General features: G+C 71.6%; 11 protein-coding genes. 6 read left to right on the top strand and 5 right to left on the bottom strand.

The window, feature by feature from the left end:
• Positions 1–84: 84 nt before the first annotated feature.
• Complete coding sequence (locus tag AB0E78_RS31620; RefSeq protein ID WP_361839867.1) at positions 85–1,791, top strand: ABC transporter ATP-binding protein; 1,707 nt, start codon at positions 85–87, stop codon at positions 1,789–1,791.
• A 60-nt stretch (positions 1,792–1,851) separates the two neighbouring features.
• Entirely contained in the window at positions 1,852–2,403 is a 552-nt protein-coding gene (locus AB0E78_RS31615; protein ID WP_361839698.1) for a DinB family protein, read from the top strand.
• Positions 2,404–2,414: 11 nt separating this feature from the next.
• Here AB0E78_RS31615 and AB0E78_RS31610 read toward each other — a convergent pair whose 3' ends face one another.
• The gene (locus AB0E78_RS31610) at positions 2,415–3,080 is read right to left on the bottom strand and encodes a TetR/AcrR family transcriptional regulator (RefSeq protein WP_361839695.1); all 666 of its coding nucleotides are present in this window, start codon (positions 3,078–3,080) and stop codon (positions 2,415–2,417) included.
• A gap of 132 nt (positions 3,081–3,212) precedes the next feature.
• Between AB0E78_RS31610 and AB0E78_RS31605 the strand changes: the two genes are divergently transcribed.
• Together AB0E78_RS31605 and AB0E78_RS31600 are read left to right on the top strand one after the other, a co-directional pair.
• Complete coding sequence (locus AB0E78_RS31605; protein ID WP_361839693.1) at positions 3,213–3,773, top strand: NAD(P)H-dependent oxidoreductase; 561 nt, start codon at positions 3,213–3,215, stop codon at positions 3,771–3,773.
• 167 nt (positions 3,774–3,940) lie between these two features.
• Positions 3,941–4,402, top strand: a complete 462-nt coding sequence (locus AB0E78_RS31600; protein ID WP_361839690.1) for an SRPBCC domain-containing protein — start codon at positions 3,941–3,943, stop codon at positions 4,400–4,402.
• Between the two features lie 5 nt (positions 4,403–4,407).
• Here the strand turns inward: AB0E78_RS31600 and AB0E78_RS31595 are convergent, their stop codons facing one another.
• The 3 genes from AB0E78_RS31595 to AB0E78_RS31585 form a co-directional block, all read right to left on the bottom strand.
• A complete protein-coding gene (locus tag AB0E78_RS31595) occupies positions 4,408–5,097 on the bottom strand; it encodes a YoaK family protein (protein ID WP_361839688.1) in 690 nt (229 codons plus the stop codon).
• 88 nt (positions 5,098–5,185) lie between these two features.
• Positions 5,186–6,697, bottom strand: coding sequence for a carboxylesterase family protein (locus tag AB0E78_RS31590; protein WP_361839685.1), 1,512 nt, complete (start codon positions 6,695–6,697; stop codon positions 5,186–5,188).
• A 137-nt stretch (positions 6,698–6,834) separates the two neighbouring features.
• Positions 6,835–7,851, bottom strand: a complete 1,017-nt coding sequence (locus AB0E78_RS31585) for an MBL fold metallo-hydrolase (protein ID WP_361839865.1) — start codon at positions 7,849–7,851, stop codon at positions 6,835–6,837.
• 202 nt (positions 7,852–8,053) lie between these two features.
• Between AB0E78_RS31585 and AB0E78_RS31580 the strand changes: the two genes are divergently transcribed.
• Positions 8,054–8,968: a helix-turn-helix transcriptional regulator gene (locus AB0E78_RS31580; protein WP_361839682.1), complete on the top strand. Its 915-nt coding sequence runs from the start codon at positions 8,054–8,056 to the stop codon at positions 8,966–8,968.
• Here the strand turns inward: AB0E78_RS31580 and AB0E78_RS31575 are convergent.
• Positions 8,965–10,278, bottom strand: a complete 1,314-nt coding sequence (locus tag AB0E78_RS31575) for an ROK family transcriptional regulator (protein WP_361839679.1) — start codon at positions 10,276–10,278, stop codon at positions 8,965–8,967. The two genes, AB0E78_RS31580 and AB0E78_RS31575, sit on opposite strands and share 4 nt — an antisense overlap.
• 188 nt (positions 10,279–10,466) lie before the next feature.
• Here AB0E78_RS31575 and AB0E78_RS31570 point away from each other — a divergent pair, with 188 nt between their 5' ends.
• A complete protein-coding gene (locus AB0E78_RS31570; protein WP_361839677.1) occupies positions 10,467–11,786 on the top strand; it encodes a sugar ABC transporter substrate-binding protein in 1,320 nt (439 codons plus the stop codon).
• Positions 11,787–11,814 lie beyond the last annotated feature (28 nt).

The following is an 11,814-nucleotide window of genomic DNA, read 5'->3' as shown; positions in this document are numbered from 1 at the left end:
GCGCCGGAGCAAGTCGCCCACGAGAGACCGACGTCAGAGGGACCGGGACAGGAGCGGCTCTCCGCCGGTGAGACGTGGCGGGCGCTGTACCGCTACTTCCGCCCGCACCGCTGGGCCGTCGCGCTCGGCGCCCTCTGCGCGCTGATCGGCGCGGCGACCGGCCTCGCCCAGCCGCTCGCCGCGAAGGCCCTGGTGGACCGGCTCGGCAGCGACGACTCGATCGCCGGGATCATCCTGCTGCTCTCCGCGCTGGTGGTGCTCGGCACCGCCATCGAGTCCGTCGGCGCGTACATCCTCGAACGCACCGCCGAATCCGTGGTGCTCGCGGCCCGGCGCACCCTGATAGGGCGGCTGCTGCGGCTGCGCATACCGGAGGTGGAGCGCACCCAGCCCGGCGATCTGATGTCCCGGATCACCTCGGACACGACACTGCTGCGCGCGGTCACCACACAGTCCGTGGTGTCAGCCGTCGCGGGCGGACTCACCTTCGTCGCGACGATCGTGATGATGGGCCTGATGGACGCCGTCCTGCTCGGCGTCACCCTCGGCGTGATCGTGCTCATCGGCGGCATCGTGGCCCTCGTGATGCCGAAGATAGCGCGGGCTACGGAGCGGGCCCAGGAGGCGGTCGGCACGATCTCGACCGCGTTGGAGCGGGCGTTCGGCGCGTTCCGCACGCTCAAGGCGTCGGGCGCCGAGGAGCGCGAGACCGCTGCGGTGCGGGCCGCCGCGCAGGAGGCTTGGCGGCACGGCGTGCGATCCGCCAAGTGGCAGGCGGTGGCCTGGAGTTCGGTCGGGTTCGCGGTGCAGGTCTCGTTCCTCGCCGTCCTCGGCATCGGCGGCGCCCGCGTCGCGTCCGGCGCCATCTCCGTCTCGACGCTCGTGGCCTTCCTGCTCTTCCTCTTCTACCTGATCGACCCCGTGTCCCGGCTCGTCGAGGGCGTCTCGCAGTATCAGGTCGGCTCCGCCGCCATCGCGCGGATCGTACGGGCCGAACGTCTGGAGACGGAGGACGTCACCGAGTCCGCGTCGCCCGCCCGGCGGCACGGTCCCGCCGCCGTCCTCTTCGATGACGTGACCTTCCGCTACCGGGACGCCCTCCCGTACGTCCATCATGGCGTGAGCTTCGACATCCCGGGCCCCGGCATGACGGCCTTCGTCGGCCCGTCGGGCGCGGGCAAGACCACCGTCTTCGGCCTGTTGGAGCGGTTCTACGACGCGACGGGCGGCCGGGTCCTCGTCGACGGCCGCGACGTGCGGGAGTGGCCGCTCGCCGAACTGCGTTCCGTCATCGGCTACGTGGAGCAGGACGCGCCCGTCCTCGCCGGCACCCTGCGCGAGAACCTCCTCTTCGGGGCGCCCGGCGCGAGTGACGACGAGATACGGGACGTGCTCGTACGCGCCCGCCTCGACACCCTCGTCGACCGGCTCCCCGAGGGTCTGGAGACCCTGGTCGGACACCGGGGTTCCCAGCTGTCCGGCGGCGAACGCCAACGCGTGGCGATCGCGAGGGCGCTCCTGCGCAAGCCGCGCCTCCTGCTCCTGGACGAGGCGACATCGCAGCTCGACGCGGTGAACGAACTGGCCCTGCGCGACGTGGTCGCAGAGATCGCCCGGGACGTGACGGTCCTCGTGGTGGCGCACCGCCTTTCGACGGTGACGCTGGCCGACCGGATCGTGGTGATGGACGCGGGGCGGGTCCGCGCGTCCGGCACTCACGAGGAGTTGGTGGCGGCCGACCCCCTGTACGGGGAGCTGGCGGCGACGCAGTTCCTCGCGACATCGGCGTGATCGCCCGCGCCGCCGAAAGTGACTGGCGGCGGACATGACACGCAGGGTTGGATGGCGGGCATGACCAGCGGACGCAGGCGCGCGGAACTGTTCGTGGACGAAGAGCGGGACGGCCGGCTCGCCGGGCGCACCACCGGCGACGAACGGGGCATGCTCGTCGACTTCCTCGCGGCCCAGCGCACGACGCTCGAACTGAAGTGTGCGGGCCCGGAGGCCGAGTTGGCCCTGCGGTCCGTGGAACCCTCCACACTCTCGCTGCTCGGCCTCGTCCGGCACCTCGCCGATGTGGAGCGCCGCTGGTTCCGGCAGGTCCTTGCCGGTCAGGACGCGCCGCTCCTCTTCGGCTCCGACACGCACCCCGACCAGGACTTCGACGGTGCCGTCCCCGACCCGGCCGTCATCGCCGCCGCATGGCAGGCCTGGCGCTCGGAGGTGGCGTTCGCCGACCGCCTCGTCGCCGACGCACCCGACCTCGACATCGAGGGCGCCGACGGGTGGCGCGGCACGGTGTCCCTGCGCTGGGTCCTCATCCACATGATCGAGGAGTACGCCCGGCACAACGGCCACGCCGACCTGCTCCGTGAGCGGATAGACGGCGCGATCGGCGTGTAGCGGCGCGCGTGTCAGGCCGGTGAGGGAGGCCGTGGCACCAGCCGGGTCACGAGGTCGTGCCACGCGGCGTCCACGCGCTCCAGCGCGATGCCGCGCTCGACGGTCAGGTGGTGCACGAGCACGCTGTCGATGGATCCGAGCAGCGTGTGCGCGAGGAGCTCGGCATCGCCCGCGACGCCCGCCTGGCGCAGCAGCATCGTCACGTGCGTGACCCGCAGCCGGTTGGCAGGGACGGCGTAGGTGCGCAGCGGATCGGTCCGCGAGGACAGGATCAGTTCATGGTGGTCGCGTTCGTGACGGACGAGCGCGGGCCCGAACGCGTGCAGGCGCTCCAGGGGCGGGGCATCGGGTCCCAGCGGGGCCGGGCCCGAGAGGAAGGCGGCCTGGAGCTGCTGCTCGCGGTGGTCGAGCAGGGCGACGAGGAGTCCGGTGCGGTCGCCGAAGCGCCGGAAGACGGTCCCCTTGCCGACCCCGGCAGCGGTGGCCACCGCGTCCATGGTCAGCTGGGCGGCTCCGCATCCCGCCATCAGCTGCGAGGCGGCCTCCAGGAGCCGGGTGCGGTTGCGCGCGGCATCGGCCCTGAGCGACGGCGGTTCGCCGGCCGGGGTGAGGGTGAGCTCGGTCGCCTCGCCCGGTTTCTCGGGCGAGGGGAGGGGGTGGGGAGCGGAGCCGGTCATGAATGCAGCGTAACGCTTCGAGCAGATAAGTGGACCGCGGTCCGGATGGGTGGTACAAATTTAAACGGACCCCGGTCCGCTTGCTTCGTATCCCGTATGTGAGTTCCGTCCGCACTTTTCAGGAGTTCCGCCATGTCTGTACGTATCGTCGCTCTCGTCGGCAGCCTCCGCGCCGGCTCGCACAACCGTCAGCTCGCCGAGGCCGCCGCCAAGCACGCGCCCGCGGGCGTGGACATCGAGCTGTTCGAAGGTCTTGCGGACGTGCCCTTCTACAACGAGGACATCGACGTCGAGGGCGGCGTGCCGGCCGCCGCGGCCCGCCTGCGCGAGGCAGCCGGTGACGCCGACGCCTTCCTCCTCTTCTCGCCCGAGTACAACGGCACCATGCCCGCCGTGCTCAAGAACGCGATCGACTGGCTGTCCCGCCCGTACGGCGCCGGTGCGCTCTCCGGCAAGCCGGTCGCCGTCGTCGGCACCGCCTTCGGCCAGTACGGCGGCGTGTGGGCGCAGGACGACGCCCGCAAGGCCGCCGGCATCGCCGGTGCCGTGGTCGTCGAGGACGTCAAGCTGTCCATCCCTGCCTCCCTGACGCGTTTCGCCGAGCTCCACCCGGCCGACGACACCGAGGTCGTCACGTCCCTCGCCGAGGTCGTCTCCCGTCTCACCGAGCAGGCCACGCCCGCCGCTGCCTGACGCTTCCGCGGGGCCCGGTCCGCCCGGGCCGGGACCGCCCCACCGGCCGGCCGCACTCCGTGCGCGCCGGCCGTCGCGGTTTCCGGCCGTCCGCCTGCGGCTTCCGGACGAGGACGACACCGTCGTGCGGCGGCGCGTGGAGGGGGCGGCGTCCTAGATTGGTTCTCATGTACTCGACAGAGGTGTCCGGGCATGTGAACGCCCCCCGCGAGGCCGTCTACCAGGCACTTCTCGACGCGGACGCGATCGCTCGGTGGCGCGTCCCGGACGGCATGAGGGGTCATGTGCACGCCTTCGACGCCCGTGAAGGCGGCCGGTTCCGTGTCTCGCTCACTTACGACGGCGAGTCGGGCACCGGCAAGTCGGCCTCGCACACCGACACGTACCACGGCCACTTCGCGAAGCTCGTAACGAACGAGCAGGTGGTCGAGGTGCTCGCCTTCGAGACAGAGGACCCCGGCCTCGGCGGCACCATGACGATGACGACCACGCTCACTGACGCGGACGGCGGCACCGATGTCCTGATCGTGCACGAAGGGCTCCCCGACAGCGTGCCCGCCGCCGACAACGAGACGGGGACGCGGATGGCCCTGGCGAACCTCGCCCGGTTCGTCGAGGACGCGGAGTAGACGGCTCAGCTCGCACGCGGCGCCGTCGCGCCGGGCAGGGCTGCCGCCAGGGTGACGGCGGTGAGCAGCAAGAGCGCGGGCGCCAGTGCGGCCGCCGTGCCGTGGTGGAGCTGGAGCAGCCCGCCCGCCAGGGCCCCGGCGAACATCGCGGCGACGGACGCGGACCGGCGGACGGACGCCGGGCCGAGCCGGTCGGAGGCCAGACCGGTCAGGGTGCGCGTGAGGACGGTGGTGGTCAGATCGGGTACGGCGAGCTTGCCGACCACGGTGTTCTGCAGGCCCATGCCGAGCGCGAGCAGGACGATCAGGATGTGCCTGGCGTCGACGGCGAGGTCGAGCAGCAGGGCCGCCGCCACCAGCACGGCGTGCGCACCGACGAGCAGCGCGAACAGCCGCAGTGGCTGCGCGACCCGTGGCGCGATCCGCCCGCCCAGCCACGCGCCGGCCACGAACGCCCCGGCCGCCAGGAGCGACGCGGTCGCCGAGAGCTGCACGTCACCGGCGAGCGCGAAGCCCAGGAAGACCACATTGCCGGTCATATTGGCGACGAAGACGCGGTCGAGGCCGAGATAGCTGACGGCGTCGACGAGCCCCGTGACGAAGGTCAGGACGACGAGCAGCGGGGGCAGCACGCCGTGGTGGCCCTCGGTGTCGGGGAAGAGGAAGGCGGCGGCCCGGTCGAGCAATGAGTTCATACCGCTTCTTCGGCAGGCGACGCCCACCGCCCGACCCGCGTCCGCCTGACGACGTGACGGCTACCGCCCACCGCCTGCCGCTCGCCGTTCACCGCATCCAGGCCCTGCGCACGTCGCCGCGGAGGTCCTCGTGCACCGTCCAGCTGCGGTCGATGACCGTCGTGACCCGGCGGCGGGCGTCGTACGGTGCCCAGCCGGGGTCACCGGTGCGGGCGAAGCGGATCCACGCGGCGTGCATGCGGGGAGCGAGGTCGGGCGGAGGGCTGCCGGGGCCGAGCAGTGCGCCGGGGCCGCGCAGCCGGGCCGGGTCGAGACCGAAGACGAAGGGAAGTTCCACCGCGTGGGCGGCGCCGAGCAGCCCGCCGAAGGCGCCGGAGCGCCAGTCGAACCGATAGCTGTACGTGGCGCCGGACGACCGCTCGGCGTGAGCGTCGGCAAGGGCCCAGCTCCCCTTGCCGAACAGCGCGTCGCCCATGACAGCGGAGCGCAGCTCTCCGGGGGTGGCCCCGGGGTGGGCCGTGCGGTACGTGTCGACGAGCAAGTCCGGTTCGGGGTGCGAGCGTTCGGCCGCGGCCCGGACGTCGGCCGCCGTCGAGGCGGCGTGGGCACCGGAGGGGACGAGGTAGAGGTCGCCTTCCCCGGCGTTGGTGCCGATGAGGAGATCGATGCCGGTGCTGCCTGCCCCGGCCGCGACGGCATCGGCGGGCTGGCGCTCCGCGACCACGCTGAAGGGACTGAGCCCGACCAGCGGGTCGTACGCGGTCGCGGTCCGCAGGTCGATCCCGCCGAGCCGGGCCGTGGCCTCGACCAAGCGCGCTTCGGGGACGGCCGCGAAGGCGTCGGCGTGCGGCGCGGTGCCCAGGGCGTCCGCTGCCGCCTTCGTCACGCGGGCGGCCTGTTCGGGCGAGAAGGCGCCCAGGCCGCTGCCGCTCTGCACGATGGCGCGCCGGACCAGGCCCCTGCTCTCCGGCGCGGCGATGACTGCACCGGTGAGGGTCGCCCCGGCGGACTGGCCGAACAGCGTGACCAGGTCGGGGTCGCCTCCGAACGCGGCGATGTTCTCCCGTACCCAGCGCAGGGCGGCGATGACGTCGAGGAGGCCACGGTTGCGCGGCGCTCCGGGCAGGTCGAGGAAACCGCCTATCCCGAGGCGGTAGTTGACGGTCACCAGAACGACGCCGCTGCGTGCGAAGGCGGTGCCGTCGTACAGGCTCGCCCGGGTCGATCCCGCCACGAAGCCTCCGCCGTGCACGAAGACCATGACCGGCAGCGCGGCCCGACGCACGTTGAGGTCCTGAACCCCGCTGTGGCTTGTGGGGGAGGGGAGGTCGGGCGTCCATACGTCGAGGGTGAGGTAGTCCTCGCCGCGGACCCAACCGGGGCCGAAGTAGGGCGACATGTCGATACCGCCCAGGTTCCGCTCGGCCTGCGGCGCGGTCGGCCCGGCCGCCGTCGCATCCCGGACACCGTCCCATGGGGCGTGCGGCTGCGGCGCGGCGAAGAGCCCGGTGCGGGCCGGAGGTGCGGCGTACGGAATGCCGCGGAAGACCGCGAAGCCCTCGTGCCGGGCGCCGGCGACGACTCCTTGGGCGGTGGTCACGGTGCGGGTTCCGGTGGGGGTTCCTGTGGGGGCCACAGTGCGGGTTCCTGTGGGGGCCACAGTGCGGGTTCCTGTGGGGGTCACGGTGCGGGTTCCAGTAGGGGTGGCGGAGGAGGTTCCGGGGCGGGGCTCGGCACTCATGCCGTTGTCACCTGTCCCTCGTGGGCCACGGGGTGCGCGTGCGCCTCGTACCCCTCATGCGCCTCGTGTGCCCCCTCCGTCTCCGGCTGCGCCTCCGGGCGGGCGTACGGAGTGAAGGGCGCCCACCCCTTGATGGCGAACGCGTTGCCCGAACGCTCGACCTCGGCGGCGCCGTGGCCTCCCAGGTGCGCGGGAACGACGAGCGCGTTGTGGTCCGCGGCCCAGCCCAGGATCCGGTGGCGCGTGGCACGGGCTTCGACGGGGTCCTCGCAGAAACAGCTGTTGTGGTCAGGATCGACGAGCTGGACGGGACTGTGCAGCAGATCGCCGACGAAGACCGCGCGGTCCGTCCCGCTGACGAGGGTGAGCACGCTCGACCCCGGGGTGTGGCCGGGGGCTGCGTCGAGGCGCAGGTTGGCGTCGATCCGGTGCCCTCCCTCCCACAGGTGCACCTGTCCCGCCCGGTGCACGGGGGCGACACTGTCCTCGAAGACGTTCTGGTTGCCGCGGCCGAGCAGCGGCTGGTGGCCGTTCTCGGGATTCCAGAAGTCGTAGTCGCCCCTGGGCATCAGATAGGTGGCGTTCGGGAAGGTGGGGATCCAACTCCTGCCGTCCAGGCGGGTGTTCCAGCCGACGTGGTCGACGTGCAGATGCGTGTTGATCACGAGGTCGACGTCCTCGGGGGTGATGCCCGCCCGTGCCAGGCCGCCCAGGAAATCGGTGCGCAGGTGGCTCCACACCGGGGAGTACGGGCGCTCCTTGTGGTTGCCGACGCCGGTGTCGACGAGGATGGTCCTCCCCTCGCTGCGCAGCAGCCAGCTCTGGACCGCGGAGTTGACGATGTTCGTCTTAGGGTCGAGGAAGTGCGGCGCGTGCCAGGCGGTGTCGTCGCGCCAGGCGTCCTCCGCGACGGTGGGGAGGAACTGCCCGGGCGTCATGTCGACGGGGCCGTAGTACTCCTTGACGCGGGTGACGGTGACGTCGCCGAGTTGGATCTCCTCGACCTTCTCCATCCGCTCGGTCTGCTTGGTCTGGTCGCTCTGCGCGATGCCGTCCGCGTGATTCATCTGGTCCATCGGGGTGCTCCATGCCGGGGCGTAAGGGGCTTCGGGTCACCCCCACCGTCGTCGTGTCCGCGCAGGTCAGCCAGACCCGCCGCTGCCTACCCCGGACAGGGTCAGGCTGGCGTCCACGGGCCGATGCACACTGGGGGACATGAGCGAACGAGGCCGGCTCGGCGATTTCCTGTACGCGCGACGCGGCCAGCTGCGGCCCGCGGACGTCGGCCTGAAGGACTACGGCGACCGGCGCCGCGTGGCAGGCCTGCGCAGGGAAGAGCTCGCGCTGCTCGCGGGGGTCAGCGCCTCGTACTACACCAGGCTGGAGCAGGGCCAGTCGGTGGGGGCGTCCCCGGAGATCCTGGATGCCGTCGCGCGGGCCCTCTGCCTCGGCGAGGCGGAACGCAGGCATCTGCACGATCTTGCCGACGCCGGCAAGAGGCGTGCTCCGGCGCGTCGGCCGCGGACCGAGCAGGCGGGCACCACCACGCTCCATCTGCTCAGCACCCTGGAGGGTGTTCCGGCACTGGTCAGCGGCCGTCGCACCGACGTGCTCGCCTGGAACAGGCTGGGCCACGCGCTGTTCGCGGCGCACGTCAGCCCGGACAGCCCGCAGCGGGCGGCCGAGCGCCCCAACCTCGCCAGGATGCTCTTCCTCGACCCCCACACCCGCGCGTTGTACGCCGACTGGACGGCGAAGGCCAGGGCCGTCGTCGAGAATCTGCGGATGGTCGCGGGGCGCCACCCCGATGACACGCTGCTGACCTCGCTCATCGGTGAACTCACGGTGAAGAGCCCGGAGTTCGCCGCCATGTGGACCGGCCATCGGGTCAACCCCTGCGCATTCGCCCGTTACGAGATGCGCCACCCTCTCGTCGGTACGCTCACCGTCACCCAGCAGAGCCTCAACCTCCCCCAGGCGGAGGGCCAGCACCTGGTGCTCGCCGTCACCGAGCCCGGCTCACCGTCGAGGGAAGCCGTGACTCTCCTCGGCCAGGCCGCGACCGCCGACGACCGGCCGAGTGACGCGCGCCGCGCCAGCGCCGCCCCCGCCCCACAAGCGCACCTCTAGGAGGGCTGCCGCCCCTGCAATGCGGCCTGCCACCCCGGCAGTTCGGCCTCGCGCACCGGCGCGGCGCGCCGCCCGCCCCGGGCGAAGAAGTCGGCCAGCGGCAGCGTCGCGGCGCCCACCGTCACCGCGTCCGGCCCGAGGCGTCCCAGGCCGATGGTGACCCGCCCCGCCGGGTAGGAGAGGGCGTAAGTGGGGATGTGGCGCTTCACCGCGGTCAGGAAGCGCTGCCCGAGCTGGAGCCCCGCCCAGCCGCCGACGAGGATCCGCTCCGGCTGGAAGAGGTTGATCAGGTCGGAGAGGCCCGCGCCCAGGTATTCGGCGGTCTCCTCCAGCACCGCGAGGGCCGTCGGATCGGCCGCGCCGCCGTCCTGGGGGTAGGCGGCGTCGAGCATGGCGGTGAGCGCGCTCTCCTCGTCCGCGCCGCCGGGGGCCCCGGGCGGGCGCCCGCCCGCCTCCTGCCACCGTTCGAGCAGCGCCTCCGCCCCCGCGTACGCCTCCAGGCACCCCAGTGACCCGCACCGGCACCGTCTGCCCTGCACCCGCACGGTGAGGTGGCCCCATTCGAGGGCCCGGCCCTGTTCCAGGTCCTCGGTCACGACGCACGCGCCGACACCCGAGCCGAACAGGACCACCACCGCGTTGCGCGTCCCGCGCCCCGCGCCGAACCACATTTCCGCCTGGCCGAGCGTCTTGGCCCCGTTGTCGATGAAGTACGGTACCGACGCCGGGAGTTGGGCAAGACCGGGGCCCGTCTCCCGCAGCAGTGATTCCAGCGGGACCGCGTTCCAGCCGATGGTCTGGCCGTGCACGACGGCGCCGAGTTCGCCGTCGCGCGCGACGATTCCGGGCACGCCGATCCCGACCCCGAGGAGCCCTTCCTCAGCGGCGCCCGCGGCGCCGAGCACCTCGCCGATCCCGTCGCGGATGAGCTCCGCGATGCCGCCGACGTCGTGGCCCTTCAGGGTCAACGGCCGCTCCGTGCGCGCGAGTTCGGACAGGGAGAGGTCGAAGAGTTCGACGCGTACGCGGGTCTCGCCGACGTCCACGCCGATCAGCTGACCGCGGCCGGGCGCGACCCGCAGCAGCGTACGCGGGCGCCCGCCGTCGGACTCCACGCTGCCCGCCTCCTCCACCCACCCCTCCGTCACCAGCTCGGCCACGACATTGCTGATGGAACCTGAACTCAGCCCGGTGGCGGGGCCGAGAGTGAAGCGGCTCATCGGTCCCTCGAAGTACAACCGCTGCAGTACGGCGGCGCGGTTCTCCCGCCGCAGGTCGTGCACCGTACGCCCGTTGCGCTGCCCTGCCATGTGGTTCCTTCCGGCCTGCTCTGCCTCGAAGTTGGTTCTGTGTGACCCCTTGACGGTATCTTCCCCGCCGGTTTAACTCACGTCCTAAATTAAGTCATGAGGTCATTCAAGAGTTGAACGCGGCGCTGTCTCCAGCCGGCGCTGGGCCATCCGACCCATGACTCCCTCCGGAAGGGATACCTGGAGCCATGCGCAGATTCCGAGCCGCCGCCGTCGGTGCCGCCACCCTCTCGCTCGCCCTCACCGCCTCCGCCTGTGGCGGCGGTTCGACGACGGGCGGTGGGGGGTCCAACGACTCGCCGAAGACGCTGACCTACTGGGCGTCGAACCAAGGCCCCAACGTCGAGGCGGACAAGAAGATCCTCAGGCCCGAACTCGACAAGTTCGAGAAGAAGACGGGCATCAAGGTGAAGCTCGAGGTCGTCCCGTGGTCGGAGCTGCTCAACAGGATCCTGACCGCGACGACGTCGGGCCAGGGACCCGACGTCCTGAACATCGGCAACACCTGGAGCGCGTCGCTCCAGGCCAGCGGAGCCCTGCTGCCCTGGGACGAGAAGAACTTCGCCAAGATCGGCGGCAAGGACCGCTTCGTGGAGTCCGCGCTCGGCTCGGCCGGGGCGGCGGACAAGGACCCGGCCGCCGTACCGCTGTACTCCATGGCGTACGCCCTCTACTACAACAAAAAGATGTTCAAGGAGGCCGGCGTGGACAAGCCGCCCGCCACCTGGGACGAGCTGGTCGAGGACGGCAAGAAGATCTCCAAGGGCGGCAAGTGGGCCCTCGGCGCGGAGGGGGCGAACCTCTCCAACAACATCCACCAGATCTTCGCCCTCGGCAAGCAGCACGGCGCCGACTTCTTCACCGAGGACGGCAAGGCCGACTTCACCTCCGACGGCGCGGTCGCGGCCGTGAAGCAGTACGTCGACATGATGGGCAAGGACAAGATCATCGCCCCGGGCAACGCCGAGTACGCCCAGAACCAGTCCCTGAGCGATTTCGCCAAGGACAAGACGGCGATGGTGCTGTGGCAGGCCGCGGCCACCACCTTCAAGTCGCAGGGCATGAGCGACGACGAGTGGGGCGTGGCGCCCGTACCCGTCGCGTCCGGTACGCCGGGCCAGGGCAAGGCCACCAACTCGATGGTCGCCGGCATCAACATGGCCGTCTTCAAGAACACCAAGAACATCGACGGCTCGCTGAAGTTCGTGAAGTTCATGACGAGCGACGCCGAGCAGAAGATCCTCTGCAAGTCCTACGGCTCCGTGCCGCCCGTCAAGGCCGCGCAGGACGACCCCGCGTTCGACCGACCCGAGCTGAAGGTCCTGCGCGACACCCTCGCCAAGAGCGCCGCGCCGCTGCCCCAGGTCGCCAACGAGTCGCAGTTCGAGACCGCGGTCGGCACCGCCGTCAAGAACCTCTTCGCGAACGCCGCCGCGGGCCATGAGGTGACCATCGCGTCGGTGAAGGCCGAACTGGTCAAGGCCCAGCAGCAGATGTCCAAGCAGTGAGCGACACGTCCGTGACTACTCCCACCAC

This window comes from Streptomyces sp. NPDC032198, from assembly GCF_040636975.1.
Classification (GTDB): domain Bacteria; phylum Actinomycetota; class Actinomycetes; order Streptomycetales; family Streptomycetaceae; genus Streptomyces.
This window is presented reverse-complemented; position numbering and strand designations above follow the sequence as displayed.

Bases quoted from the DNA above. Each gene is read 5' to 3' on its own strand.
- AB0E78_RS31585 (WP_361839865.1), bottom strand. From the start codon at position 7,851: ATGGAGAAGGTCGAGGAGATCCAACTCGGCGACGTCACCGTCACCCGC.
- AB0E78_RS31595 (WP_361839688.1), bottom strand. From the start codon at position 5,097: ATGAACTCATTGCTCGACCGGGCCGCCGCCTTCCTCTTCCCCGACACC.
- AB0E78_RS31575 (WP_361839679.1), bottom strand. From the start codon at position 10,278: ATGGCAGGGCAGCGCAACGGGCGTACGGTGCACGACCTGCGGCGGGAG.
- AB0E78_RS31570 (WP_361839677.1), top strand. From the start codon at position 10,467: ATGCGCAGATTCCGAGCCGCCGCCGTCGGTGCCGCCACCCTCTCGCTC.
- AB0E78_RS31580 (WP_361839682.1), top strand. From the start codon at position 8,054: ATGAGCGAACGAGGCCGGCTCGGCGATTTCCTGTACGCGCGACGCGGC.
- AB0E78_RS31600 (WP_361839690.1), top strand. From the start codon at position 3,941: ATGTACTCGACAGAGGTGTCCGGGCATGTGAACGCCCCCCGCGAGGCC.
- AB0E78_RS31615 (WP_361839698.1), top strand. From the start codon at position 1,852: ATGACCAGCGGACGCAGGCGCGCGGAACTGTTCGTGGACGAAGAGCGG.
- AB0E78_RS31605 (WP_361839693.1), top strand. From the start codon at position 3,213: ATGTCTGTACGTATCGTCGCTCTCGTCGGCAGCCTCCGCGCCGGCTCG.
- AB0E78_RS31610 (WP_361839695.1), bottom strand. From the start codon at position 3,080: ATGACCGGCTCCGCTCCCCACCCCCTCCCCTCGCCCGAGAAACCGGGC.